Origin of the sequence: Elioraea rosea (genome assembly GCF_007644105.1) — a bacterium.
Taxonomy (GTDB): Bacteria; Pseudomonadota; Alphaproteobacteria; order Acetobacterales; family Acetobacteraceae; genus Elioraea_A; species Elioraea_A rosea.
Map to the genome: position 1 here is coordinate 150,094 of NZ_VFAC01000001.1, position 22,187 is coordinate 172,280.

At 69.6% G+C, this 22,187-nt stretch carries 25 protein-coding genes and 1 pseudogene; 14 read left to right on the top strand and 12 right to left on the bottom strand.

Annotated features, from left to right (window positions below; translation table 11 throughout):
- Window positions 1-45: 45 nt before the first annotated feature.
- Window positions 46-2,199: a multicopper oxidase family protein gene (locus FIF60_RS00730; RefSeq protein WP_144182786.1), complete on the bottom strand. Its 2,154-nt coding sequence runs from the start codon at window positions 2,197-2,199 to the stop codon at window positions 46-48.
- Between the two features lie 304 nt (window positions 2,200-2,503).
- Here FIF60_RS00730 and rpmE point away from each other — a divergent pair.
- Both rpmE and FIF60_RS00740 read left to right on the top strand, forming a co-directional pair.
- A pseudogene (gene rpmE, locus FIF60_RS21995) lies at window positions 2,504-2,710 on the top strand (50S ribosomal protein L31); the annotation flags it as partial.
- A gap of 326 nt (window positions 2,711-3,036) precedes the next feature.
- On the top strand, window positions 3,037-3,489 hold the full coding sequence (locus tag FIF60_RS00740) for an Hsp20 family protein (protein ID WP_144182790.1): 453 nt from the start codon (window positions 3,037-3,039) through the stop codon (window positions 3,487-3,489).
- Between the two features lie 100 nt (window positions 3,490-3,589).
- Here the strand turns inward: FIF60_RS00740 and FIF60_RS00745 are convergent, their stop codons facing one another.
- Window positions 3,590-3,787 carry a DUF1192 domain-containing protein gene (locus FIF60_RS00745; protein WP_144182792.1) on the bottom strand — a complete coding sequence of 66 codons (198 nt, stop codon included), beginning with the start codon at window positions 3,785-3,787 and terminating at the stop codon, window positions 3,590-3,592.
- Window positions 3,788-3,981: 194 nt separating this feature from the next.
- Between FIF60_RS00745 and FIF60_RS00750 the strand changes: the two genes are divergently transcribed.
- Entirely contained in the window at window positions 3,982-4,563 is a 582-nt protein-coding gene (locus tag FIF60_RS00750; RefSeq protein ID WP_144182794.1) for a DUF1013 domain-containing protein, read from the top strand.
- A gap of 70 nt (window positions 4,564-4,633) precedes the next feature.
- On the opposite strand, the gene FIF60_RS00755 is transcribed toward FIF60_RS00750, so the two are convergent.
- Both FIF60_RS00755 and FIF60_RS00760 read right to left on the bottom strand, forming a co-directional pair.
- A complete protein-coding gene (locus tag FIF60_RS00755; protein ID WP_144182796.1) occupies window positions 4,634-4,813 on the bottom strand; it encodes a YdcH family protein in 180 nt (59 codons plus the stop codon).
- 176 nt (window positions 4,814-4,989) lie between these two features.
- Window positions 4,990-6,099, bottom strand: coding sequence for an ATP-dependent 6-phosphofructokinase (locus tag FIF60_RS00760; protein ID WP_144182798.1), 1,110 nt, complete (start codon window positions 6,097-6,099; stop codon window positions 4,990-4,992).
- Window positions 6,100-6,247: 148 nt separating this feature from the next.
- Here FIF60_RS00760 and FIF60_RS00765 point away from each other — a divergent pair, with 148 nt between their 5' ends.
- The 3 genes from FIF60_RS00765 to FIF60_RS00775 are packed head-to-tail and all read left to right on the top strand — an operon-like array spanning window position 6,248 to window position 8,094.
- Window positions 6,248-6,451, top strand: coding sequence for a YdcH family protein (locus FIF60_RS00765; RefSeq protein ID WP_144183167.1), 204 nt, complete (start codon window positions 6,248-6,250; stop codon window positions 6,449-6,451).
- A gap of 10 nt (window positions 6,452-6,461) precedes the next feature.
- On the top strand, window positions 6,462-6,953 hold the full coding sequence (gene purE, locus FIF60_RS00770) for a 5-(carboxyamino)imidazole ribonucleotide mutase (protein WP_144182800.1): 492 nt from the start codon (window positions 6,462-6,464) through the stop codon (window positions 6,951-6,953).
- Window positions 6,946-8,094: a 5-(carboxyamino)imidazole ribonucleotide synthase gene (locus FIF60_RS00775; RefSeq protein WP_204251041.1), complete on the top strand. Its 1,149-nt coding sequence runs from the start codon at window positions 6,946-6,948 to the stop codon at window positions 8,092-8,094. Before purE ends, FIF60_RS00775 begins: the two co-directional genes overlap by 8 nt.
- Window positions 8,095-8,113: 19 nt before the next feature.
- Here the strand turns inward: FIF60_RS00775 and FIF60_RS00780 are convergent, their stop codons facing one another.
- Genes FIF60_RS00780 through def form a run of 3 tightly spaced genes read right to left on the bottom strand, consistent with a single transcriptional unit; the run spans window position 8,114 to window position 10,279 of the window.
- A complete protein-coding gene (locus FIF60_RS00780; protein ID WP_144182802.1) occupies window positions 8,114-9,061 on the bottom strand; it encodes a transglutaminase family protein in 948 nt (315 codons plus the stop codon).
- A 5-nt stretch (window positions 9,062-9,066) separates the two neighbouring features.
- Complete coding sequence (locus tag FIF60_RS00785; protein ID WP_144182804.1) at window positions 9,067-9,714, bottom strand: COQ9 family protein; 648 nt, start codon at window positions 9,712-9,714, stop codon at window positions 9,067-9,069.
- Window positions 9,707-10,279 carry a peptide deformylase gene (gene def / locus FIF60_RS00790; protein ID WP_144182806.1) on the bottom strand — a complete coding sequence of 191 codons (573 nt, stop codon included), beginning with the start codon at window positions 10,277-10,279 and terminating at the stop codon, window positions 9,707-9,709. The genes FIF60_RS00785 and def overlap by 8 nt, the downstream gene beginning before the upstream one ends.
- 226 nt (window positions 10,280-10,505) lie before the next feature.
- Here def and rpsU point away from each other — a divergent pair, with 226 nt between their 5' ends.
- The 5 genes from rpsU to FIF60_RS00815 all read left to right on the top strand — a co-directional run bounded on the left by rpsU (window position 10,506) and on the right by FIF60_RS00815 (window position 14,021).
- Window positions 10,506-10,709, top strand: a complete 204-nt coding sequence (rpsU, locus tag FIF60_RS00795; protein ID WP_144182808.1) for a 30S ribosomal protein S21 — start codon at window positions 10,506-10,508, stop codon at window positions 10,707-10,709.
- A gap of 146 nt (window positions 10,710-10,855) precedes the next feature.
- On the top strand, window positions 10,856-11,398 hold the full coding sequence (locus FIF60_RS00800) for a hypothetical protein (protein WP_144182810.1): 543 nt from the start codon (window positions 10,856-10,858) through the stop codon (window positions 11,396-11,398).
- 73 nt (window positions 11,399-11,471) lie between these two features.
- Window positions 11,472-12,440: a tripartite tricarboxylate transporter substrate-binding protein gene (locus FIF60_RS00805; protein WP_144182812.1), complete on the top strand. Its 969-nt coding sequence runs from the start codon at window positions 11,472-11,474 to the stop codon at window positions 12,438-12,440.
- A 107-nt stretch (window positions 12,441-12,547) separates the two neighbouring features.
- The gene (locus FIF60_RS00810; RefSeq protein ID WP_144182814.1) at window positions 12,548-12,832 is read left to right on the top strand and encodes a UxaA family hydrolase; all 285 of its coding nucleotides are present in this window, start codon (window positions 12,548-12,550) and stop codon (window positions 12,830-12,832) included.
- A gap of 13 nt (window positions 12,833-12,845) precedes the next feature.
- Complete coding sequence (locus FIF60_RS00815) at window positions 12,846-14,021, top strand: UxaA family hydrolase (RefSeq protein ID WP_275426697.1); 1,176 nt, start codon at window positions 12,846-12,848, stop codon at window positions 14,019-14,021.
- Between the two features lie 76 nt (window positions 14,022-14,097).
- Here FIF60_RS00815 and FIF60_RS00820 read toward each other — a convergent pair whose 3' ends face one another.
- The 4 genes from FIF60_RS00820 to FIF60_RS00835 all read right to left on the bottom strand — a co-directional run bounded on the left by FIF60_RS00820 (window position 14,098) and on the right by FIF60_RS00835 (window position 16,576).
- The gene (locus FIF60_RS00820) at window positions 14,098-14,778 is read right to left on the bottom strand and encodes a PEP-CTERM sorting domain-containing protein (RefSeq protein WP_239451426.1); all 681 of its coding nucleotides are present in this window, start codon (window positions 14,776-14,778) and stop codon (window positions 14,098-14,100) included.
- A gap of 210 nt (window positions 14,779-14,988) precedes the next feature.
- Window positions 14,989-15,342 (bottom strand): DUF1428 domain-containing protein, encoded by a 354-nt coding sequence (locus tag FIF60_RS00825; protein ID WP_144182816.1) that lies wholly within the window; start codon window positions 15,340-15,342, stop codon window positions 14,989-14,991.
- Between the two features lie 45 nt (window positions 15,343-15,387).
- Complete coding sequence (locus FIF60_RS00830; protein ID WP_144182818.1) at window positions 15,388-15,795, bottom strand: VOC family protein; 408 nt, start codon at window positions 15,793-15,795, stop codon at window positions 15,388-15,390.
- A gap of 13 nt (window positions 15,796-15,808) precedes the next feature.
- Window positions 15,809-16,576, bottom strand: coding sequence for a VOC family protein (locus FIF60_RS00835; RefSeq protein WP_144182820.1), 768 nt, complete (start codon window positions 16,574-16,576; stop codon window positions 15,809-15,811).
- Between the two features lie 80 nt (window positions 16,577-16,656).
- On the opposite strand from FIF60_RS00835, the gene FIF60_RS00840 reads away from it, so the two are divergent.
- The 3 genes from FIF60_RS00840 to FIF60_RS00850 all read left to right on the top strand — a co-directional run bounded on the left by FIF60_RS00840 (window position 16,657) and on the right by FIF60_RS00850 (window position 20,870).
- The gene (locus FIF60_RS00840) at window positions 16,657-17,103 is read left to right on the top strand and encodes a MarR family winged helix-turn-helix transcriptional regulator (protein WP_144182822.1); all 447 of its coding nucleotides are present in this window, start codon (window positions 16,657-16,659) and stop codon (window positions 17,101-17,103) included.
- Window positions 17,104-17,169: 66 nt separating this feature from the next.
- The gene (locus FIF60_RS00845) at window positions 17,170-18,819 is read left to right on the top strand and encodes a hydantoinase B/oxoprolinase family protein (RefSeq protein ID WP_144182824.1); all 1,650 of its coding nucleotides are present in this window, start codon (window positions 17,170-17,172) and stop codon (window positions 18,817-18,819) included.
- A 5-nt stretch (window positions 18,820-18,824) separates the two neighbouring features.
- Complete coding sequence (locus FIF60_RS00850) at window positions 18,825-20,870, top strand: hydantoinase/oxoprolinase family protein (RefSeq protein ID WP_144182826.1); 2,046 nt, start codon at window positions 18,825-18,827, stop codon at window positions 20,868-20,870.
- 13 nt (window positions 20,871-20,883) lie between these two features.
- On the opposite strand, the gene FIF60_RS00855 is transcribed toward FIF60_RS00850, so the two are convergent.
- Entirely contained in the window at window positions 20,884-22,182 is a 1,299-nt protein-coding gene (locus tag FIF60_RS00855) for a TRAP transporter large permease (protein ID WP_144182828.1), read from the bottom strand.
- Window positions 22,183-22,187 lie beyond the last annotated feature (5 nt).

Below are 22,187 nucleotides of genomic sequence, written 5' to 3' on the forward strand. Positions count from 1 at the left end.
CCCCAGTGCGGCGGGGCAAAGGGTGGGTGTCTCAGCGCGATCTGCTCAGATCAGACTCTCCGCGACAAGGAGCGGCCGCATCATGTCGTGGTCCTCGTGCGACAGCACATGGCAATGCCACACATACTCGCCCGGCTTGTCGAAGTGGGCGATGATCTCGAGCACCTCATCCGGCGCGATCCAGACCGTGTCCTGGAAGCCTGTCTCCTCCGGCCGCACGGGCTGCGCTGCGCCATAGGTCAGGTCGCGCCAGTCCACCACGCCGTCCGAGGTGACATCGTCCGGAGTGCCGTCCTCGTCGGCGTCCGCGAAGGAGAAGCCTCGCTTCTCCACCACCTGGAACTGCACGAGGTGGAGATGCAGGGGATGCGCGTCCTCGGTGAAGTTGTGGATGCGCCAGAGTTCGACATCGCCCAGCCGCACCACCTCGGTGGCGGGGTCGTGATACGCCAGCGCGCCGAAGCCCTGCAGCTCGCCGTCGATATCGGGCACCTCCTCGGCCAGGCCGAGCGAGGGCAGGATGCGGCCGTACTCGTCCTCCCCCTCGAACAAGCCGAGCTGGCGGACGCGGTCTGGCGTGGCGCCGAGCAGATCCTTCATCGCCCAATCCGTCTCGCGCACCAGCGCTCGCGCGTTCGCCGCGTCGGCCAGCACGCCGGCGGTGTTGGCGAGGACGTCCTCGGCGCCGATACGGAACTGCATGACATTGCCCACCGGCATCGACTGCGTCGCCGCCTCCGCTCCACCGGCCAGCGCACCGTCCGCGAGCAGCCCCTTGAACGGCTCGAAGGCGGGGCCGCCGTTGAGCAGCGTGACGGATTGGCCGCGCAACGCGTCTGCGCCGAAATCCACCACAAGCTCCACCCGGTCGCCCGGGGCGAGCAGGATTTCCTCGCCCGCCTCCTGAACGCCGTCACCGTCCATGATGCTGACGGCGCGCTGCAGCAGCCCGCCGTCGACGCCAACCAGCTTCGCCTCGACCAGCGGGTTGTCGAAGCGCAGCAGGTAGAAGCGGCTGTCGGAGCCGTTCAGCAGGTGCAGCCGGTAGGCGCCGGGATCCGCCTCGAAGACGGGCCAGGCCATGCCGTTGACCAAGATGTGGTCGCCGAAGAATTCCGGCACCGTGGTCGGGAAGCCGCCGCCGAGCGCCTCATAGTCGTCCGGCAACAGGTCGCGCACCGTCTCGCCGGTGCCGGGTAGGGGATCGTCGGGATGCGCGCCGGGCAGGTAGAGACGGCCGTCAGTTGTGAAGGCGCGGTCCTGGATGGCGAGGCCGAGCTGAAACTCTCGGCCGGGCAGGTAACCCTCGGCCACCAGTGCCTGCTCGTTCTCGTCGATGAGGATGTAGAAGCCGGCGAGGCCGGCATACGTGTTGAGGCGCGTGAGGCCCAGCGCGTGATCGTGGTACCAGAGCGTCGCTGCGTCCTGGCTGTTGTCGTACGTATAGACGCGCGTGGCGTAGTCAGGCCCGGTCTCCTTGTGGTGGGCGGTGAACCAAGCCTCCGGGATGCCGTCGCTGGCTGAGTCGCTGTGGCCGCCGTGCAGGTGCGTGACAGCCGGGATGCCGCCACGCATCCCCATGGCATGGGCGATGCTCTCGTCCACCGGGAGCAGGTGCTCGTCGGGCAGCATGTTCTGCCAGTGGATGCGCAGCGTCACGCCTTCCTGCGCGAGGATGGTCGGGCCGGGATAGGAGGCGTGGTTGCCCGTGCCGTAGCCCCAGACCGTGGTCATCAGCCGATCGCCGAGCTCGTCCGTCAGGCCGAGCCATTGCTGCGTCTCGCGCATCTGCAGCACGAGCGTGCCGCCGTTGGTCGCATCGATCGTCTCCGGCACCGGCAGGGCGGCCCGGAAGAGGTCGTCCATGGTGGCGACGCGCAGCAGCGCCGGGCCGGGCTCGGCATCGGAGGTGGGCGTCGGCGGCACGCTATCGGGGGGTGTTATCGACGCCGCGGCGAGCGCGATGGCGGCGGCAGCCTGCAGGGAGCCTGCGACGGGCAGCACGACTCGAACCGCCTCCGGCGGCGCGGGCAGGTTTCGCGCGGCTGGTGGCGGGGGGATCGGCGGGTCAGACAGTTCGGGGGCAAAGAGCGGCAGGACGAGGCCTGAGGTACCGGCCCTGTCGGTTGCATCGGGCTCGTCGCGGAAGTGGAAACGCGTCGCCCCCACCCTTCCCGGTGCGTTGCCTGTTGCCGGCATTCGCCCCTCCCGTTTGCCATCTGCCGTGCGCACGGCGCCGGCTGCGGCTCATGGAATTTGGCTGGTTGCGCCGCCAGATGCATTGCGGCAGATCAAACGGTCGGACCTATCCGTTGAGCTCATCACGTGCCGTGATCCGCGTCGCCGCTCGCCGGCGCCCATGGACGGCCCGTGCAGGTCCCAGGAGCGAAGCGGCATCAGCGCGGGACACCGACCGCGGGTTGCGGTTTGTGCCTGCTTCCGCTACATCCCCCGCCTCGCGCGCCGGTCGGCATCGGCGCGCCTATCCGCTTGGAAGGTCGCCATGAAGCAGGGCATCCACCCCGACTATCACGAGATCACCGTCATCATGACGGATGGTACGACGTTCACCACCCGCTCCTGCTACGGCAAGCCGGGCGACACCATCCGCCTCGACATCGACCCGAAGTCGCACCCGGCCTGGACGGGCCAGCAGCGCGCGATGCTCGACACGGCGGGCCAGGTCGCGAAGTTCTCCAAGCGCTTCGCCGTCGACATGTCGAAGATGAACATCAAGGCCGCGGCCAGCATCAACAAGGGTGCAGGCGCGAAGGCAGCCGCCGCGGCCGCACCCGCCGGCAAGGCGCCCGCCAAGAAGAAGAAGTAAGGCTTCGCGGCTCGCCGCCGCGTTCGGGCCGATCGGGGCCGCCCCCTTGAACGAGGGGGGCGGCCTTTCTACGTCATGGGTCGCCGCTTGTGCCTTCGGGGCTCGCGGCACCGCGGTCGGGCCTTTGGCCGATCAGCGCCCGGGTCACGCATCCCCCGGGTGCGGCAAAGCGCCGACCGACGGACCTTGCTGTAACAGGAGGACCGATGATGACCGGCTTCGATTTCTCTCCCCTCTTCCGATCCACGATCGGCTTCGACCGTCTGTCGCGCCTGATGGACGCGACCATGGGCGCGCCCGAGGCGTCGTCCTACCCGCCCTACAACATCGAGAAGCTCTCTGATGACCAGTACCGCCTGACCATGGCGGTGGCAGGCTTCGGCGAGAACGAGCTCGAGATCACGCAGGCGCAGAGCGCGCTCGTCGTCGCCGGCCGCGCGCCGAAGGACGAGACGCCGCGGCAGTTCCTGCATCGCGGCATCGCCCGCCGCGCCTTCGAGCGCCGCTTCGAGCTCGCAGACCACATCGTGGTCGATGGCGCCTCGCTCGAGAACGGCCTCCTGCACATCGCGCTGAAGCGCGTCGTGCCCGAGAGCCTGAAGCCGCGGCAGATCCCCATCGGCGGCAGCGCTCCGCGGGTGATCGAGACCAAGGCCGCCTGAGCACCGCCACAGGCGAACGATGGAGGCCGGGCCACGGGTGTGGCCCGGCCTTTTCTCTTATTATCAAATATTTGTAGTGCGACCCTTCAACGGCACCTGATCACCCCGGCGGGCGGCGGAACACCGCCTCGGCGGCACCACGGTCTCGGTCACGCGCCGCGATGGTTGCCCGGACGCGGGCGATCTCGGCCTCGAGGGCGGCGATGTAGCCCTCCATGTCCTGCCGGCTCACGCCGTCGAGCGGAAGCGGGTCGAATCGTGGCTTCCGCTTCGGTAGCTCCTCCTCGTCGCGCAGCATGCTTGCCTCCCTCGCTCGGCACAGGATATCGACAGTGCGGCGCCCTCGCAGCGCATGGCGCCGATGCCCATATCGGTGCATGAAAGGCGATTGACCGGAAGCCCGCGCGGCCTATGGTGCCGCCGCCGCCGACGCGCCGGACGATCCCGCCGCAGACACGCAACGATAGACGAAGGCCGGAGGGGCCCCCGATCATGTCCTTGCCATTGATGCCGAAGGCCACAGCCGTGTGGCTGATCGACAAGACCGCGCTGTCCTTCGATCAGATCGCCGCCTTCGTCGGCATGCATCCGCTCGAGATCCAGGCCATCGCCGATGGCGAGGTCGCGATCGGCATCGTCGGCCATGACCCGATCGCATCGGGCCAGCTCACCCGCGAGGAGATCGCCCGCTGCGAGGCTGATCCTTCCGCGAGGCTGCGGCTCGCCGAGAGCTCGGTCGTGCTGCCCAAGCCCAAGGGCAAGGGCGCGCGCTACACGCCCGTGTCGAAGCGGAACGACCGGCCGGACGCGATCGCCTGGCTGCTGCGGAACTTCCCAATGCTGTCCGACCAGCAGGTCGGCAAGCTTCTCGGCACCACGAAGGACACGATCGCGAAGGTGCGTGACAAGACGCACTGGAACAGCGCCAACATCAAGCCGCGCGACCCCGTGATCCTCGGCCTCTGCACGCAGACCGACCTCAACCGCGAGGTCCAGTCCGCCATCGAGAAGGCCGAGCGCGAGGGCAGGCCGATCCCGCAGGCTCCGGTCGATACCGGAAACGCGCTCGCCTAGGGCGAGGCTCGCACAGCACCGGCCGCAATCCCCACCCCCGCCCTGCCGGGCGGGGGCGGAGCGCGACGCGTCAGGAGAGGGCCCGGTCGGCTTTCAGCCGCTCCATCTCTTCCTTCAGACGCAGCTTCTCCCGCTTCAGTTGCGAAAGCGCCGTCTCGTTGGGGCGCGGGCGCCCTCCCTCCTCGGCGATGCGCATTTCGAGCGCCGAATGCCGCTCGTTGAGCGTGACAAGTCGCTGCTGAAGGCTCATGCAGACCTCCGTGTGGTGGACGATGGCCACTTCCCGGACGGGACCCGCTGGACGGCGCCCCGCGCCGGAACAGGAATGCTAACCCTGCTCCGGCACGTCCGGCCATCACAATCTTTCCGTGCACCTCACAACCATGTGGACAACCGGCACGAGATTATCGCGCGCCCGTTTTGACCTCACTGGTCGCCGAGGCAGATGCCCAGTCCCCGGGCCACGCGCACCATGTCGTCGTTCGGGTCGACAGGCCGGGCAGCTCCCGCCGCCTCCTCGACGGGCGCGTCGGCCACCCGTCCCTCCCGCCACACGACGATGCGCCCGAACCGCCCGGCCACGGCGAGATCGACCGCGTGCACCCCCATCGAGGAGCCGACGATCCGGTCAAGCGCGCCTGGCGAGCCGCCGCGCTGGACGTGCCCGAGCACGGTGACGCGCGCCTCCGCTCCCGTCGCTTCCTCGAGCGCGTGGGCGATCGGGCCGCCGACGCCACCGAGCCGCGGCATCGCCCCTGGCGCGGAGGGGCCCGCGAGCACGGTCTCGCCCTCTGCCGTGCGGACGGCTTCGGCGACGACGACGAGGGCGAAGTTTCGCCCACGGTCCCGCAGCGCCTTGATGGCGGCGGCGACGGGCGCCATCCGCCAGGGGATCTCGGGGATGAGGATCACGTCGACCCCCCCGGCGATGCCTGCGGCAAGCGCGATGTGCCCGGCGTCCCGCCCCATCACCTCGAGAACCATGATGCGGTTGTGGCTGGCCGCCGTCGGCTGCAGGCGGTCGAGCGCCTCCATCGCCACCTCCACCGCCGTGTGGTGGCCGATGGCGTACTCTGTGGCGCCGAGATCGTTGTCGATCGTCTTCGGGATGCCGACGAAGGGGAAATGCCCGGTGCTCATAAGCCTGTGCATGATCCGCATCGACCCGTCGCCGCCGATGCCGATGATCGCGTCGAGCCCGAGCCGCGCGACCCCAGCATGGATCTTAGCCGAAAGGTCCGTCACGCCCCCTTCGGGAAGCGGGTAGGCGAAGGGGTCGCCGCGGTTGACGCTGCCGAGGATGGTGCCGCCCGCGCGAAGCAGCGCGGCATCGGCCTGGCCGAGCTCGAGCCGTTCGTAGCGCGGCGGATTGTCCATCAGCCCCACCGTACCCTGGTGGATGCCGTACACCTCGAGCCCCCAGTGGCCTGCCGCGCGCCGGACCACCGCGCGGATGGCGGCGTTCAGCCCGGCACAGTCGCCGCCCGTGGTCAGAACGCCGAGCCGCTTGATCCCCGACTGCTGCATGGCTTCCATCCGAATCGTTCCCTCTTCACCGTCGCGGCCAGCATAGGTAGACGGTCGCGCGTTACGCCATGCCATCGCCGTGCTATGAGCGGGGCCGAGCGGGACGGGCGAGCCAGGAAGGCGCCGACGACGAGATGAGACCGACGGCCTGGGCATGATGGACGAGGATCGCGACAGCCTTCTCGCGCGCCTGAACACGCTGCGCTCCGAGCACCGGGACCTCGATACGGTGATCGCGCGGCTTTCCGGCGACGCCATGACCGACCAGATCCACCTCGCCCGGCTGAAGAAGCGGAAGCTGAAGCTGAAGGACGAGATCTCCTGGATCGAGGACCGGCTTATCCCCAACATCATCGCATAAGCATCTGTTCATGAACGAGCGTCCGTTGGTTGGCGTGATCATGGGGAGCCGCTCCGACTGGCCGACCATGGGGGCGGCGGCGGAGACCCTGACGAAGCTTGGCATCCCGCACGAGGCGCGCGTCGTCTCTGCGCACCGCACGCCGGAACGCCTCTACGCCTACGCCTCCGGCGCGGCCTCGCGCGGCCTGAAGGTGATCATCGCCGGCGCGGGCGGGGCGGCGCACCTCCCCGGCATGGCCGCATCGATGACCGCGCTTCCGGTTCTTGGCGTGCCCGTGGAATCCCACAGTCTCAAGGGTATGGACAGCCTTCTTTCGATCGTACAGATGCCCGGCGGAATCCCCGTCGGCACGCTCGCGATTGGCCGGCCGGGCGCGATCAACGCAGCCCTCCTCGCCGCCGCCATCCTCTCCCTGTCGGACGCAGCGCTCGCCGGGCGTCTCGCCGCGTTCCGCGCACAGCAGACGGCCTCCGTGCCAGAGACCGTCGAGGATGCCTGAGCTGTCCGGCCCCCTCCGGCCGGGGGCGACGATCGGGATGATGGGGGGCGGGCAGCTCGGCCGGATGGCCGCGGTCGCCGCGGCCCGGCTCGGCTACCGCGTGCATGTCTTCACCCCGGAGGCGGACTCGCCGGCAGCGCAGGTCTCCGCCGCAGCGACGGTGGCAGAGTGGTCGGACTCGGAGGCGCTCGGCCGGTTCGCCGCGTCGGTCGATGTCGTCACCTTCGAGTTCGAGAACGTGCCGGGAGACGCGCTCGATCTTCTCGCCGCGCGCGTTCCCGTCGCCCCCTCGCCGCGCGTCCTGCGCGTCAGCCAGGATCGCATCGCCGAGAAGACCTTCCTCGCCGAAGCAGGCGTGGCGACCGGCCCCTGGGCGCCGGTGACGGCTCAGGCGCAGGCCGCGGCGGCCATCGCGGCCGTCGGTCTGCCCTGCGTGCTGAAGACCACCCGGCTCGGCTATGACGGCAAGGGCCAGGCGACGCTGAGGCGGGCAGACGAGCTGGCGCCCGCGCTCGGCAAGCTCGCCGGGCAGGATGGCAGCTTCCGCCCCCTCGTCGCCGAGGCCTTCATCGATTTCGCCTGCGAGGTCAGCGTCATCGTCGCGCGCGACAGGGCGGGCACGATCGCTGCCTATGACACGGTGGAAAACCGCCACCGCAACCACATCCTCGACCTCACCATCGCGCCGGCCCGTGTGGCCTCGGCCGTGGCGGAGGCGGCGCAGTCGGCTGCCCGCCGGGTTGCGGAGGCGATCGGGCTCGTCGGGCTTCTCTGCATCGAGTTCTTCGTCACGCAGGATGGGCGGGTGCTTGCCAACGAGATCGCGCCGCGGCCGCACAATTCAGGGCACTGGACCATCGAGGCCTGCGCGGTGAGCCAGTTCGAGCAGCAGGTCCGCGCCGTCGCCGGCCTGCCGCTCGGCGATCCGTCACGCCACTCCGATGCGGTGATGAAGAACCTGATCGGCGACGAGATCGGGGCCGTCCCTGCGCTGCTCGCGACGCCGGGGCTCGTGCCGCACCATTATGGCAAGGCGGAAGCCCGGCCCGGCCGCAAGATGGGCCACGTCACCCGCCTCTTCCCCCGCGGCGGACTGCCCGACGAGACGGGGATCGCGGCGGCCTTCGCCCCGGCGCCGTAGCCGTTCAGCCGGGGGTGGTTCAGGCCGGTGCGGATTCGACGCCTGTCGGCGCCTGGACCTCGGGAGGAGGCGGCGTCGCCGGCCGTTCGCCGACCTCGACCGTCACCTCCACATTCATGCCCAGGAAGTCGTTCGGCTGCCCGGTATAGGAGCCGCCGATCGGCACGGCCTGCGAGGGCTGGCGCGCGACGGCCACGCGGATCAGGTTCCGGCCACCGATCAGCCCGTTCGTCGGGTCGAACTCGACCCAGCCCGCACCGGGAACGTAGACATCGCACCAGGCATGGGTCGCGCCGCCGCCGACCACCGGCGTGTCGCTGTCGGCCAGCGCCGCGTCGTAGAGGTACCCCGAGACGAAACGGGCGGCGAGGCCGAGGGCGCGGCAGGCCTCCATCATCAGGAGCGCGAAGTCGCGGCAGGCGCCGGACCCAAGGCTCAGCGTCTCAGTCGGCGAGCGGGTCCCCTCCTCGTCGCGGCTCTCGTAGCGGAAATCGGCCTTGATCGCATTGGTCATGCCCACGAGCAGCGACGCGGTCCGTGTCGGCCCCTCGGTGGAGAGGAACTTCTTCGCCCATGCATCGACCGCGCGGTCAGGGTCGGGGAAGTGGCGCTCGGCGGTCCGGCCGAGATCGGGCACTTCCTCGGGCGGGTAGGCGAAGGGGATGGTCTCGGCGAACGGCTCCACCATCGCGGCGAGGTCGGCGGGGACGGGCGGGAAGTGGTCGAGCACGATGTGGCTCTCGATCGAGAGCCGGTTGGCCTGCTCGGGGAAATGCGCCACGGCGACGGAGTTGCCGAACACGTCGTGCTTCCAGCGGAGCTTCGCCGAGGGGCTGAAGCTGAGCGTGGCATCGATCAGGCGCAGGTCGTGGCTGTCGCGCGGGCGCGTCATCAGCCTGTGGTCGCCGAAGGTGACGGGGTTGGCGTAGTTGTAGACCGTGCGGTGGGTGATGGCGACGCGGGGCATGGCGCTCAGCCCGCCGGCCGGAGGCGGCGGATGAGGCCGAACGGGTCTGGAAGCCGCGCGGCGGCCTCCTTCAGCCTCGCCCGCGCCTTCGGGATCACCATCAGCCCCTCGATCCGCCTGTCGAGGAACTCGGCGGTGCGGGCGTCGTCCTCGCTGTCGTCGTTCAGCCAGTAGAGAAGCGTCGCGCCATAGACGGCGCCGAGCGAGGCGCGCTTGGTGTACCAGGAGAAATCGCTCGACCGGTCACCAACCGCCCGCCAGATCGTATCCACCGTCCTGAAGGCCGTGCGGGCTGCGATCGGCGCATTCTGCGGCAGGGCGAGCAGCGCGAGCGCGCGGCCGACCGCCTCCTTGTTGCCCCGCAGCCTGTCGAGCCGCCCCATCACCGCACGGGCGACGCGGGCGCGAAGCTTCATGCCGGCGAGCTCCTCGCGGGCGAGGTCCTCTGCCATCTGCCGGTCGGCGAGGTCGCACCAGACCTCTATCGCCTCGACGGGGCCGCCGGGGAACAGCAGGTCGAGGTCGCGCGGGTCCATCCCGGCATCCTTGAGCCCCGCCTTCAGGGCGCGGCGCGTCCAACCGTCCAGCGGCACGTGCGGAAGCGTGGCGGTGACCGCCGCGTCGCGCTCGGGGCTTCGCTCGATCTCAGCCATCTCGTCCTCCTTCGCTCCTCGCCCCGGCGGAGGCCGCGGCGGCGCGCATCAGTTCCTCGGTGAAGCCGAACAGGGCGAAATCCTCCATCCGCATCGGGTAGAGGATGCCGTCGAGATGGTCCATCTCGTGCTGGACCACGCGGGCGTGGAAGCCCGAGACGGTCCGGTCGATGGCATGGCCGTCCGGGTCGGTGCCGCGGTAGCGGATCCGCTCCGGCCGCGGCACGGCACCGCGCAGGCCGGGAATCGAGAGGCACCCCTCCCATTCCACCGCCATCTTCTCCCCAGCCGGCTCGACGATCGGGTTGATGACGGTGACGACGCCAGGGCCGGTCGGCACGTCCTCCGCCTGGCCGGTCAGCCGCTCGGGGCGGGCGCGGAACACGAAGAGGCGAAGCGGCACATGCACCTGCGGAGCGGCGAGTCCCGCGGCATCGGCATCGATCAGCGTCTCGATCATGTCAGCGACGAGCCGGCGGATCTCGGGCGCCCCGGGGTCTGGCACCGGATCGGCCACCCTCAACAGCACGGGATTGCCCATGCGCGCGATCTTCAGGATGGCCATGCCGCGTTTTCCCCCGTCGGCCCGTCTCGAACGGTGCAAGCGATCCAGGTTCGAACGATATTGGCCGGCGGTGGATGCATGGCAACTGCGCGCTTTGCCGCAGCCCTGCCCTGTGCTATTCAGGCTGACCCCGCGCCTCGGTTCGCCAGGCGCGGTTCCGTTTGCGCGCCTGCGGAAGGAGCCCATCCTGGGCAAGGCGCAAGAGCCCGATGGAGGGTAACGGCACGTGCAGGTTCTGGTTCGCGACAACAATGTCGATCAGGCGCTCAAGGCGCTCAAGAAGAAGATGCAGCGGGAAGGGATCTTCCGCGAGATGAAGCTGCGCCGGCACTACGAGAAGCCGTCCGAACGCCGCGCCCGCGAAGGGGCAGAGGCTGTTCGCCGCGCCCGCAAGCTGGAGCGCAAGCGGCTCGAGCGCGAGGGGTTCTGAACCCCTCCCGGTGTCGCTGCTGACGCGATGCCAGGCTCAGGTATGCTGGGCTCAGGAATGCCAGGCTTCAGGATGACACCGCCCACCCCACGGGCCATGGCAACCGCCGTGGCCCTTTCGGTGTCGGGCGCGGGGCGGAGCCGTCGATGGGCCTGATCCGCTGGCTCGGCGCGCTTATCGGCTCGGCGCTGTCGCTCGTGCTGTTCCTGCTGATGCCGTGGCGATGGTTCCGCCGGCGGCAGCCCGTCGCCGGCATCGTTCCGACGCCCGAGATGGCCGCACCGGTCGAGGCGGAGCCCGCCTGGCCGCAGATGCCGCGCACAGGCCGCCCCGGCACGGCGACCGACGACCAGGTCGAAGCGTTGATGGAGGCGCGCATCGTGCCCGCCCCGCCGTGCCGCGACCTGCACGACTATTCCGTCGAGGAGGCCGCCGCCATCCTCGATGCCCTCGCCTTCTCCCGTGCGGTGGCCGCGCAGGTCACAGGCGGCGAGGACGCGGACGCACCGCCCGAGGTTCTGACAGAGCTGCTCAACGACCTGGTCGCGACCACGCTCGCTGATGACGAGCTGCGCGACTTCGCGCTGCGCTGGGCGCGCTCGGGCCAGCCGCTTCCGATCCGCGAGAACACGACCTTCGCGCGTGCCCGCGAGGCGGTGCTTCGGCACTGGCAGCCGGCCGAGGCCTGACCGATTCCTTCCGCTTGACGAACGCTTCGGGCGACCGCACAGACGTCGCGGTTTGGCCAAGGAGGCAACGTCCATGATCCGCCGTACCCTGCTTGTCGCTGCGCTGTCGGCCCTGGCCGCACCGGCGCAGGCGCAGACCTATCCAACGCGCATCGTCACCATCGTCGTTCCGTTCGCCGCAGGCGGGCCGACCGATGCGGTGGCGCGGCTGATCTCCGAGGCGATGGCCAAGGACCTCGGCCAGACCGTGGTGGTCGAGAATGCCGGCGGCGCCGGCGGCACGATCGGCGCCGACCGCGTCGCCAAGGCGCGACCCGACGGCTACACGATCCTGCTGCACCACATCGGCATGGCAACGATCCCCACCCTCTATCGACGCCTGCCCTACGACCCGGTGAACGCCTTCGCGCCGATCGGCCTCGTCACGCCGGTGCCGATGACGGTGATCGCGCGCAAGGACCACCCGGCAGCGAGCTTCACGGATCTCATCGCCTGGATCCGCGCCACGAAGGAGAACGTCAATCTCGGCAATGCCGGGCTCGGCGCGGCGAGCCAGCTCTGCGGCACGTTGCTGCAGTACCTGCTGCAGACGCCGATGACGGCGGTTCCGTTCCGCGGCACGGGCCCGGCGATGACCGAGCTGCTCGGCGGGCGCATCGATCTGATGTGCGACCAGACGACGAACACGACCGAGCAGATCCGGGCCGGTGCGGTGAAGGTGTATGCCGTGACCGTACCCGAGCGCCTCGCCGCCCTGCCGGACGTGCCGACGACCGCGGAGGTCGGCATGCCCGATCTTGCGGTGACGATCTGGCACGGGCTCTACGCGCCGCGGAACACGCCCGAAGCGGTGATCGCGCGGCTCTCCCGCGCGCTGCAGGCCGCGCTGAAGGACGAGAAGGTGATCGGCCGCTTCGCCGAGCTCGGCACCATGCCGGAGCCGGCGGAGCGCGCGACACCCGAGGCGCACCGCGCGCACTGGATGGCAGAGATCGCCAAGTGGCGGCCGGTTCTGCAGGCGGCGAACCAGTACGCCGACTGAACCTCCCTCGCCTGCGGCGCGCGCCCCCCATTGCCGGGGCGCGCACGCTCGCGCATCGTGCGCGGACGGCACTCGCCTCGAAGCAGGAACGGGAAGGGAGAACGCGGATGACGATCCACTTCGTCGTGCATGACGAGCACGACTCGGTCGGCGTCGTGGTGGTCGAGGGGCTGAAATCCCGCCAGCCCCTGACCGGCTGGATCATGGACCAGGACAAGATGATCGAGTTCACCGCGAAGTCGGACATCCCGATCGGCCACAAGCTCGCCATCCGCGACATCGCCGCGGGCGACACGATCATCAAGTACGGCGTCGACATCGGCCGCGCCGTCGCGCCGATCGGCGCGGGCGAGCACCTGCACGTGCACAACGTCAAGACGAAGCGCTGGTGAGGGAGAAGCGACCATGGGCATGAAACTTGGCTCCCAGAGCTTCGAGGGATACCGGCGCGAGAACGGGCGTATGGGCGTGCGCAACCACGTCATCATCCTGCCGGTCGATGACCTCTCCAACGCCGCCTGCGAGGCGGTCGCCAACAACATCAAGGGCACGCTCGCCATCCCGCATTCCTACGGGAGGCTGCAGTTCGGTGCGGATCTCGAGCTGCATTTCCGGACGCTGATCGGCGTCGGCGCGAACCCGAACGTCGCGGGTGTCGTCGTGATCGGCATCGAGCCTGGCTGGACGGGGCGGATCGTCGAGGGCATCGCGAGGACGGGCAAGCCCGTCGAGGGATTCTGGATCGAGCAGCACGGCGACATCGCGACGGTGGCGAACGCCTCGCGCGCCGCCTACCGCCTGCTCAAGCACGCCTCGCGGATCAAGCGCAGCAAGGCGCCTCTGTCGGAGCTCTGGGTCTCGACCAAGTGCGGCGAGAGCGACACGACCTCCGGCCTCGCCTCCTGCCCGACCGTCGGCAACGCGTTCGACAAGCTCTGGGAGAACGGCAACACGCTCGTCTTCGGCGAGACGACGGAGCTGACGGGCGGGGAGCATCTCGTCAAGGCGCGGTGCCGCACGCCGGAGATCGCCGCGCAGTTCCAGGCGATGTTCGACCGCTACCAGGGTGTGGTCGAGGCGAACAAGACCAACGACCTCTCCGAGAGCCAGCCGACCAAGGGCAACATCGAGGGTGGCCTCACCACGATCGAGGAGAAGGCGCTCGGCAACATCCAGAAGATCGGGAAGAAGTGCCTCGTCGATGGCGTGATCGACAAGGCCGAGGTGCCGACGGGGTCGGGGCTCTGGTTCATGGACAGCTCCTCGGCCGCGGCCGAGATGGTCACGCTCTGCGCGGCGTCGGGCTACGCCGTTCACACTTTCCCGACCGGCCAGGGCAACGTCATCGGCAACCCGATCCTGCCGGTGATCAAGATCACGGCGAACCCGCGCACGATGCGCACCATGTCGGAGCATATCGACGTCGACGTGACCGGCATTCTGCAGAAATCGATGAACATGGACGATGCCGGCGAGGCGCTGCTCGACTGCATCGTCAGGACCGCCGATGGCGAGCTCAGCGCGGCGGAGATCCTCGGCCATCGGGAGTTCTCGCTGACACGGCTCTACGAGAGCGCCTGAGGGCACCGCTCCCAGATGCGAGAAGGGCGGTGGCCTCGCGGCCACCGCCCTCATTCGCTCCGCGAAGCCGTGGCGCTCAGGCGGCGCGGCGGCGGCGCGAGACGGCGCCGAGGCCGAGCAGCCCGGCGCCGAGCAGGGCGAGCGTCGCAGGCTCCGGCACCGGCACGGAGGTGATGCGAAGCTCGGCGATGTCGAAGCCGTCGCGGTTGTTCGCCTCGACAGGCGACATGTCGACCAGCCGCAGCGAGTTGAAGCTTCCGCCGTTCACGGTCATCGAATAGGTGGTCGGTCCGTTGCCGTCGACGGCGGAGAGCGCGGCCGCGCCGCTGCCGCCCGAGGTGTCGACCGCGGCGCCAAGCTGGTCGTTCAGCAGCTTGCCGATGAACACCCAGTTGCCGAGATCATCGCCGAGATAGAGGCTCGCGATCTCCTTGTGGCCGGAGCCGGCGAAGGTCAGCTCGATGATCGAGCCGGAGCTGATCACGTTGTCGGTCGGCGAGATGAGGAAGGAGATGTATCCACCGAGGCCGAGCGACAGCATGGTGGTGTTGTTGCCGTCGAACATCGCGTTGACGTTGCTGCGCGCGGCCGGAACCGGGCCGAGCGCGAGCGAGCCAGGCAGCGTGCGCTGGCCCTGGCTGAACACGATCGAGGCGAAGTCGCCCACGCTGTCGTGCAGGATGGTACCGGCCTGGGCGTTGCCCGAGAAGCCGATGATGGCGGCGGCGGCAACCGCCGCGAGAAGCTGATGACGCACTGGTCGGCACCCTTTCGAAATGGGTTGCAACAGGTTCGTGGCGACCAGGCTGCAAGATGCATGCCGCATCTGCGAAGACGGGAATATGTCGGTGACCCATACAGGGGTCTGAGTTCTGGCGGGATGGCGTAAAGCTTGCCGACAGCGTGTCGGAAAACCTGACGAATCGGCCCGCCCCCGGTGGAAGGCCGGAGGCGGGCCGGAACCGGCTCAGGCGTCGACGATCATCTCGAAGCCGCCATAGATCATCCGCTTGCCGTCGAACGGCATCGGGTTCACGTCGGGCTTCAGCCGCGGGTCTTCCATCACCTTGGTATGGCCGGCGTCCCGCACCTCCTTGGACGGCCAGGTGATCCAGGAAAACACCACCGTCTCGTCCGGCTTGCGCAGGACCGCGCTGTGCATCGAGTTGACCTTGCCCTCCGGCACGTCGTCTCCCCAGCATTCGACGAGGGAGAGCGCGCCGTGTTCCTTGAATACCTTTGCCGCCTCCTCCGCATGGCGGCGATACGCCTCGCGGTTCGCCGTCGGCACCGCGGCCATGAAGCCATCGACATAGGTCATGCGTCCGTCCTTCCTACCTAGCTGGTTTCGATCAAGCGTGGGGTGTCAGGCCGCGCGGGCGGGGATCTGCGCGGCATCCATCCAGAACGGCTCCCAGATATGACCGTCCGGATCGGAGAAGGCGCGGCCGTACATGAAGCCGTGGTCCTCCGCCTCGCGCACCTCCGTCGCACCCGCAGCGCACGCCGCCTCGATCATGCGATCGACGGCCGCGCGGCTGTCGAGCTGCACCGCCGTCAGCACCTCCGTCGTCGCCCGCGCATCGGCGATGCGCCGCGGCGTGAAGGCGGCGAACTTCGCATGCGTCAGTAGCATCGCCATCGCTCCGTCTCCGATCCTCATCGCAAGGGCGGTTTCGTCGGAAAAGCGGTCGTCGAAGGCGAAGCCGAGGGCGGCGAAGAAGCTCCGCGTGCGCGCGAGGTCGGCGACGGGAAGGTTGATGTAGACGTTCATCGTCCCTCTCCCCTCAAGCGCGCGGGCCGACAATCGCGAACATCGCGCCCTGCGGGTCGCGCGCCTGGATGATCCAGGCCTCGCCCGGCACAGGCTGCGGCCCGTGCAGCACCGCGCCGCCCTGATCCGTCAGCCGCTTCTGCGCGGCATCGATGTCGTCGACGGAGGCGTAGAACAGCCAGTGCGGTCGGGGCATCATCGGGTTGGTCATCATCCCGCCCATCGCCTCGCCGCCCTGCTCGCCGAAGATCTGGTACGTGCCCATCGGGCCCATATCCATCGCCTCGTGCTTCGCCCAGCCGAACTGCCCGGCATAGAAGTCGAATGCCTTCTGCCAGTCGGTGCTGTGCAGCTCGTGCCAGGCAACGGCGGGCATGCCGCCATTCGGCTTCGGGCCATCCGCCGAGGCCGGCGTGAAGAGCATGAACACGGCGCCCTGCGGGTCTGCCACCACGGAGAAGCGGCCCACGGAGGGAATGTCCTGCGGCGGCTTGTGCACCGAACCGCCCGCGCCGCGAAGCGCCTCGGTCGCGGCATCGACATCCGGCACGCCGACATAGCCGAGCCAGCCAGGCGGCATGCCGCCCGCCTGCGCCTCCTCCGGCAGGGCCATGATGCCGGCAACGCCCTGCCCTGCCGCTTCGAGCACGAGATAGGGGACGGGCGAGGCTTCGAAGGGCTTGGCCTCCCAGCCGAGAACGGTGCGGTAGAACCCGGCCGCCGCTTCGGGGTCAGTGGTGACGAGCTCGTACCAGACGAAGCGCGGGGCGCCGTTCTTCATTGATCGTTCCTTCCTCACCGGCAGCGCGGTGAACCCGCGGCGCCATTGCTTTGCTTGATGCGTGTATATACATTCTTGCCATGGAGGCAACACCTCACCTTCGCGAGACCGTCGGCTGCCTCTGTCTCGCCGCGCGGCGCGCGGCGCGCGCGATCACGGCAAGCTTCGACCGCGGCCTGCGCGCACACGGGCTTCGTTCCACGCAGTTCACGCTTCTCGCCGTGCTTGCGCTGAAGGGCGAGCAGACGATCGGCGCCCTCGCCACCATCATCGGCGCCGACAGGACGACGATGACGCGCAACGTCGCGCTCGCGGCCAGGCGCGGCCTCGTCACCGTCGCGCGCGACGAGGCGGATGCACGCTCACGCCGTGTCGCGATCACGCCGGGTGGCCGATCGACGCTCGAGGAAGCCTTTGTCACGTGGCGGACCGTGCAGCACACGCTCACCGAGGCGATGGGCACGGCCGCTGCCGATGGGCTGCGCCGCATCGCGAAGGACCGCCTGGCAGCGCGAAGCGGCGCCTGACCGCCTTGGCCCCCGGGCAGGGCGGCGTATCCTGTCCGCTCCGCCGCACCGAGCAAGGACAGGCCCATGCCCGAAATCGACCCCGTGACCATCTCCGTCGTGCGCCACAGGCTGCACGCCATCGTCGAGGAGATGGGCGAGGCGATGCTGCGCACCTCCTACTCGCAGATCCTCAACTCGAGCCGCGACTTCTCCACAGCGCTCACCGATGCCGAGGGGCGCCTGATCGCGCAGGCCGAGCATGTGCCGATCCATGTCGGCGCGCTTCCCTGGGCGGTGCGCTCGGTGCACGACTACTTCCGCGGCCGGATCAATCCCGGCGACGTCTATCTGCTGAACGATCCCTATCGCGGCGGCAACCACCTGCCCGACCTCACCGCCTTCGTGCCGGTGTTCGACGGCGACCGGCTGGCCTTCTGGGCGATCAACCGCTCGCACCAGAGCGACATCGGCGGCGCGACGCACGGCGCCTACAACCCCGGTGCAACCGAGATCTGGCAGGAGGGGATCCGTGTCCCGCCGCTGCGGCTCTACGATCGCGGCGAACTGCGCGACGACGTTGCGGAACTGCTTGCGCTCAACGTCCGCCACCCGCGCGACTTCCGGGGAGATCTCGCGGCGATGATCGGCTCGGCGCGCGTCGGCGAGAGGCGGCTCGGCGCGCTGCTCGCGGAGTTCGGCTCGGAGGCGACGCATGCGGCGATCGAGGCGGTGCTCGACGGCGCAGAGCGGCAGGTGCGCGCCGTCATCGCGTCCTGGCCCGACGGCGTCTATCGCGGCGAGGCGATGATCGACGATGACGGGCACCGCTTCCGCGACATCCACATCCGCGCGACGGTGACGAAGACGGGAAGCGACCTCGTCGTCGATCTCTCCGACAGCCACGAGGAGGTCGACGGCTTCATCAACTCCGCCTACGCCAATACCTGCTCGGCCGTCCTCGTCGCCCTCTCCTACCTGATCGACCCCGAGACGCCGAAGAACGACGGTGCCTTCCGGCCGGTGCGGATCGTCACCCGCGAGGGAACGATCTGCCACCCACGGCCAGGCAAGCCGGTGACGTTGTCGACCAATTGCAGCGGCCAGGAGATCATCGAGGCGGTGATCAAGGCGCTTGCGCCCGCCTGCCCGGACCGGGCGATGGCAGGCTGGGGACGACGCTTCCGCATCGCCATCCAGGGGCGCGACCCGCGGCGCAACCGCCCCTTCATCTGGCACCTGTTCCAGGCGCGGCCGGGCGGCGGCGCCTCGCCCGCGGGCGATGGCTGGCCGGGCGCGGGGGAGTGGCAGGCTGCGGGCGGTATCAAGTTCGGCTCGATCGAGGTCGCCGAGGTGCGCTTCCCCCTCTACTTCCTGCGCCACCAGTTCCGCCCCGACAGCGGCGGGGACGGTCGCTTCCGCGGCGGTCCGGGCGGCGATCTCGCCTTCGCCGTCGAGGTGGCCGAGCCGGCCGTAGCAAACACGGCGGGGGACGGGGTGAAGTACGGCGCCTGTGGAATCGCCGGCGGGCGCGACGGCGCGCCGCATCGCTACGTGCTTCGCTCGGGCGATGAGGTCCGCGTGTTGAAGACGAAGGAGGTCGGCATCGTCATCCACCCCGGCGACATCATCGAGGCGCGCTCGGGCGGCGGAGGCGGCTGGGGACCGCCTGGCGAACGGAGCGCGGAGGAACGCGCGCGCGACCGCCGCCTCGGCTTCGTCACGGGCGAGGCCTGAGCGCGATGGCGTATCGTATAGGAATCGATGTCGGCGGCACCTTCACCGACCTCGTCGCGGTCGACGATGCAGGGCGCGTCGTGCACGCGAAATCCCCCTCCACGCCCGAGGACCAGTCGCTCGGCGTGATGGAGGGGCTCGGCCTTCTCGCCACCGAGCTCGGCCTCTCGCGCGAAGCGATGCTTGCCGAAACGGACCGTATCGTCCACGGCACGACGGTCGCGACCAACGCGCTTCTCGAGCGCAAGGGTGCGACGGTCGGCCTGCTCGCGACGGAGGGCCACGCCGACATCCTCGAGATGCGCGAGGGGCTGAAGGAGGACCGCTACAACCTGCGGCTTCCCCCGCCCGAGCCGCTCGTGCCGCGCGACCGCCGGCTCGGCGTGACCGAACGGATGCGCCATGACGGCCACGTCGCCATCCCGCTCGACCGCGCCTCGCTCGACCGCGCCATCGCGCGGCTAAGGGAGGAGGGCGTGGGGTCGGTCGCTGTCTGCTACCTGCATGCGTGGCGCGACGGGGCGCATGAGCGCGCCTCGGCAGAGGCCGTCCGCGCGGCGCTGCCTGGCTGCTACGTCTCGCTCTCCTCCGAGGTGCTGCCGGAGATCAAGGAGTACGAGCGCACCTGCACGACGGTGGTCAACGCCTATGTCGGCCCCGCGCTCGAACGCTACCTGACGCGGCTCGAGGCGCGGCTCGCAGAAGCGGGTTTCGCAGGACCGCTGCTGATAATCCAGTCGCATGGCGGGGTCGCCACCGTTGCCGATGCGGTTCGGCTCGCGGCCGGCGCGGTGCTTTCCGGCCCCGCGGGCGGCGTCGCCGGCGCGCGCCACGTCGCGCGACTCTCCGGCATCGCCAACCTCATCCCCTTCGACATGGGCGGCACGAGCACAGACATCTCGCTGATCACCGAAGGCGAGGCGGCGATCTCGTCCGACCGCAAGCTCGCCGGCCAGCGCGTCGGCCTGCAGAGCCTCGACATCGTCTCGATCGGCGCGGGCGGCGGCTCGATCGCACGCGTCGATGCGGGTGGCGTGCTGCATGTCGGCCCGGAGAGCGCGGGCGCGATGCCGGGCCCCGCCTGCTACGGCCGCGGCGGCGAGGCGGCGACCGTGACGGATGCCAATCTCGTCCTCGGCTATCTCGATGCCGCCGGCTTCATGGGCGGCCGGTCGCGGCTCGATCTCGCCGCGGCGGAGGTTGCCGTCGATCGCGTCGCCGCCGCGCTCGGCCTCGGCCGCATGGCGGCGGCGGAGGGCATCCACCGCGTCGTCAACACGCGCATGGCAGAAGGCGTGCGGCTAGCCTCCGTCCGGCGGGGCATCGACCCGCGCCGCTTCGCGCTTCTCTCCTTCGGCGGCGCGGCGGGATTGCACATCACCGACATCGCGCGCCAACTCGGCCTCACGCGCGTCCTCGTGCCGCGGCTCGCCTCGGTGCTTTCGGCCTGGGGCATGCTCGCGACCGACCTGCGCTGCGAGGTCGCGCGCACCCATATCGGCGATGCGAGCACGCTCGAGGACGAGGCGCTGCGCGCCGTCTATGCCGAGATGGAGCAGGAGGGGCGCGCGCGGCTCGCAGCAGCGCGCTTCGAGGGCGAGGTGCGCATACGTCGCTCTGCCGACATGCGCTACGGCGAGCAGATCTTCGAGGTGCCGGTCGATCTCGGCACCGTGGAGTGGGACGCGCCAGGGCTTCGCGCGCGCATGGCCGAAGCGTTCCACGACCGGCATGAGGCGCTCTACACCTATGCGCTGCGCGACCAGGAAGCCGTGCTCGTCAATGCCCGCGTCGCGGTGATCGGCGTCCTGCCTTCGCTTCCCTCCGAGCCGCCGCGCGGCAGAGACGCGGCCGCCCCTCCGCACGGCACGCGGCGCATCCATCTAGGCACGGAACAGGAGGTGTCGGTGTTCGGCTTCGACGCGCTCGGCCCGGGGCAGGTGATCGAGGGGCCGGCACTCGTGGAATCGAGCACCACGACGGTGCTGCTGCGCGAGCGCGACCGCGCGACCGTCACGCCCCTCGGCTGGCTCGACGTGTCGGTGCAGTAGCGGCCGCAGTGCCTCAGTAGCCGGCGACGCGGGGCAGCCACAGCGCGATGTCGGGGGCGGCGATGATCAGCACGATGCCGAGCGCGAGCATCGCCATGTAGGGGATCGCCGCCATGTTCACCTCCGACAGCGGCGCGCCCGTGATCGCCTTGATGACGACGAGGTTCAGCGCGACGGGAGGCGAGATGAGCGCGAGCTCGAGGTTCAGCGTCAGCAGCACGCCGTACCACACCTTGTCGATGGCGAGCGCGTCGAGCACGGGAAGGATCGCTGGCGTGGTGAGAAGAATGATCGAGAAGCTCTCGAGGATCAGCCCAAGCAGGAACAGGAGCACCGCCATGGCGAGAAGGAAGCCGGTGCGGCCGAGGCCCATATCGACGATGAGCTGCGTCAGCTCCTGCGGCGCGTTCAGCTTCGTCAGCATGTAGCCGTAGAGCGAGGCGCCGATGATGATCATGAACAGCATCGCCGTCGTGCGCGTCGCGTCCGAGATGCCGTCCCACAGCGCCGTGACGGTCATCTGCCGGTAGACGAACACGGCGATGGCGAGCGCCCAGAGTGCGCCGGTCCCTGCCGCCTCGGTCGGCGTGAAGATGCCGAAGTAGATTCCGCCTAGAACGAAGGGCGGAAGCGTCAGCGCCCAGAAGCTCTTGCGAATGGCGGTGGCCATCTCCCGGAACGAGGCACGCTCGAGCTGCCGCGAAGCACCCGCCTCGTCCGTCGCGACGGGCCTTCCCTCCGTCGCCATGCAGTAGGCCGCGAACATCGCCGCCATCATGAGCCCAGGCACGACGCCGGCGGCGAACAGCGCGCCGACCGACGCCTCGGTGACATAGGCGTAGAGAACCATCGGAGCCGAGGGCGGGATGAGGATGCCGAGCGTTCCGCCACCGGCGACGACGCCGAACGCACCCTTCCGCGAATAGCCGTAGCGCAGCATCTGCGGGATCGCGACCTTGCCGATCGTGAGCGCTGTCGCAACGGAGGAGCCGGAGATGGCGGCGAACACGGTGCAGGCAGCGACCGTCGCCACGCCGATCCCGCCGCGGATGTGCCGCAGCATGGTGTGGGCGGTGTGGAAGAGGTCATCCACCACCCTGCCGCGCACCATGAAATGCGCCATCAGCATGAAGAGCGGCACGGCGACGAGAAGGTAGCTGTCGAGCTTGCCGAACACGAACTCGCCGAGGGTCGCGACCGTCCCCTCCGTCGCCCAGAGCACGCCGAGCGAGAGAAGCGTCATCGCGGCGAACATCGGCACGCCGAGATAGAGGAGGACGAGCAGCCCCGCGAGGGTGGCGAAGAACGTCATCGAAC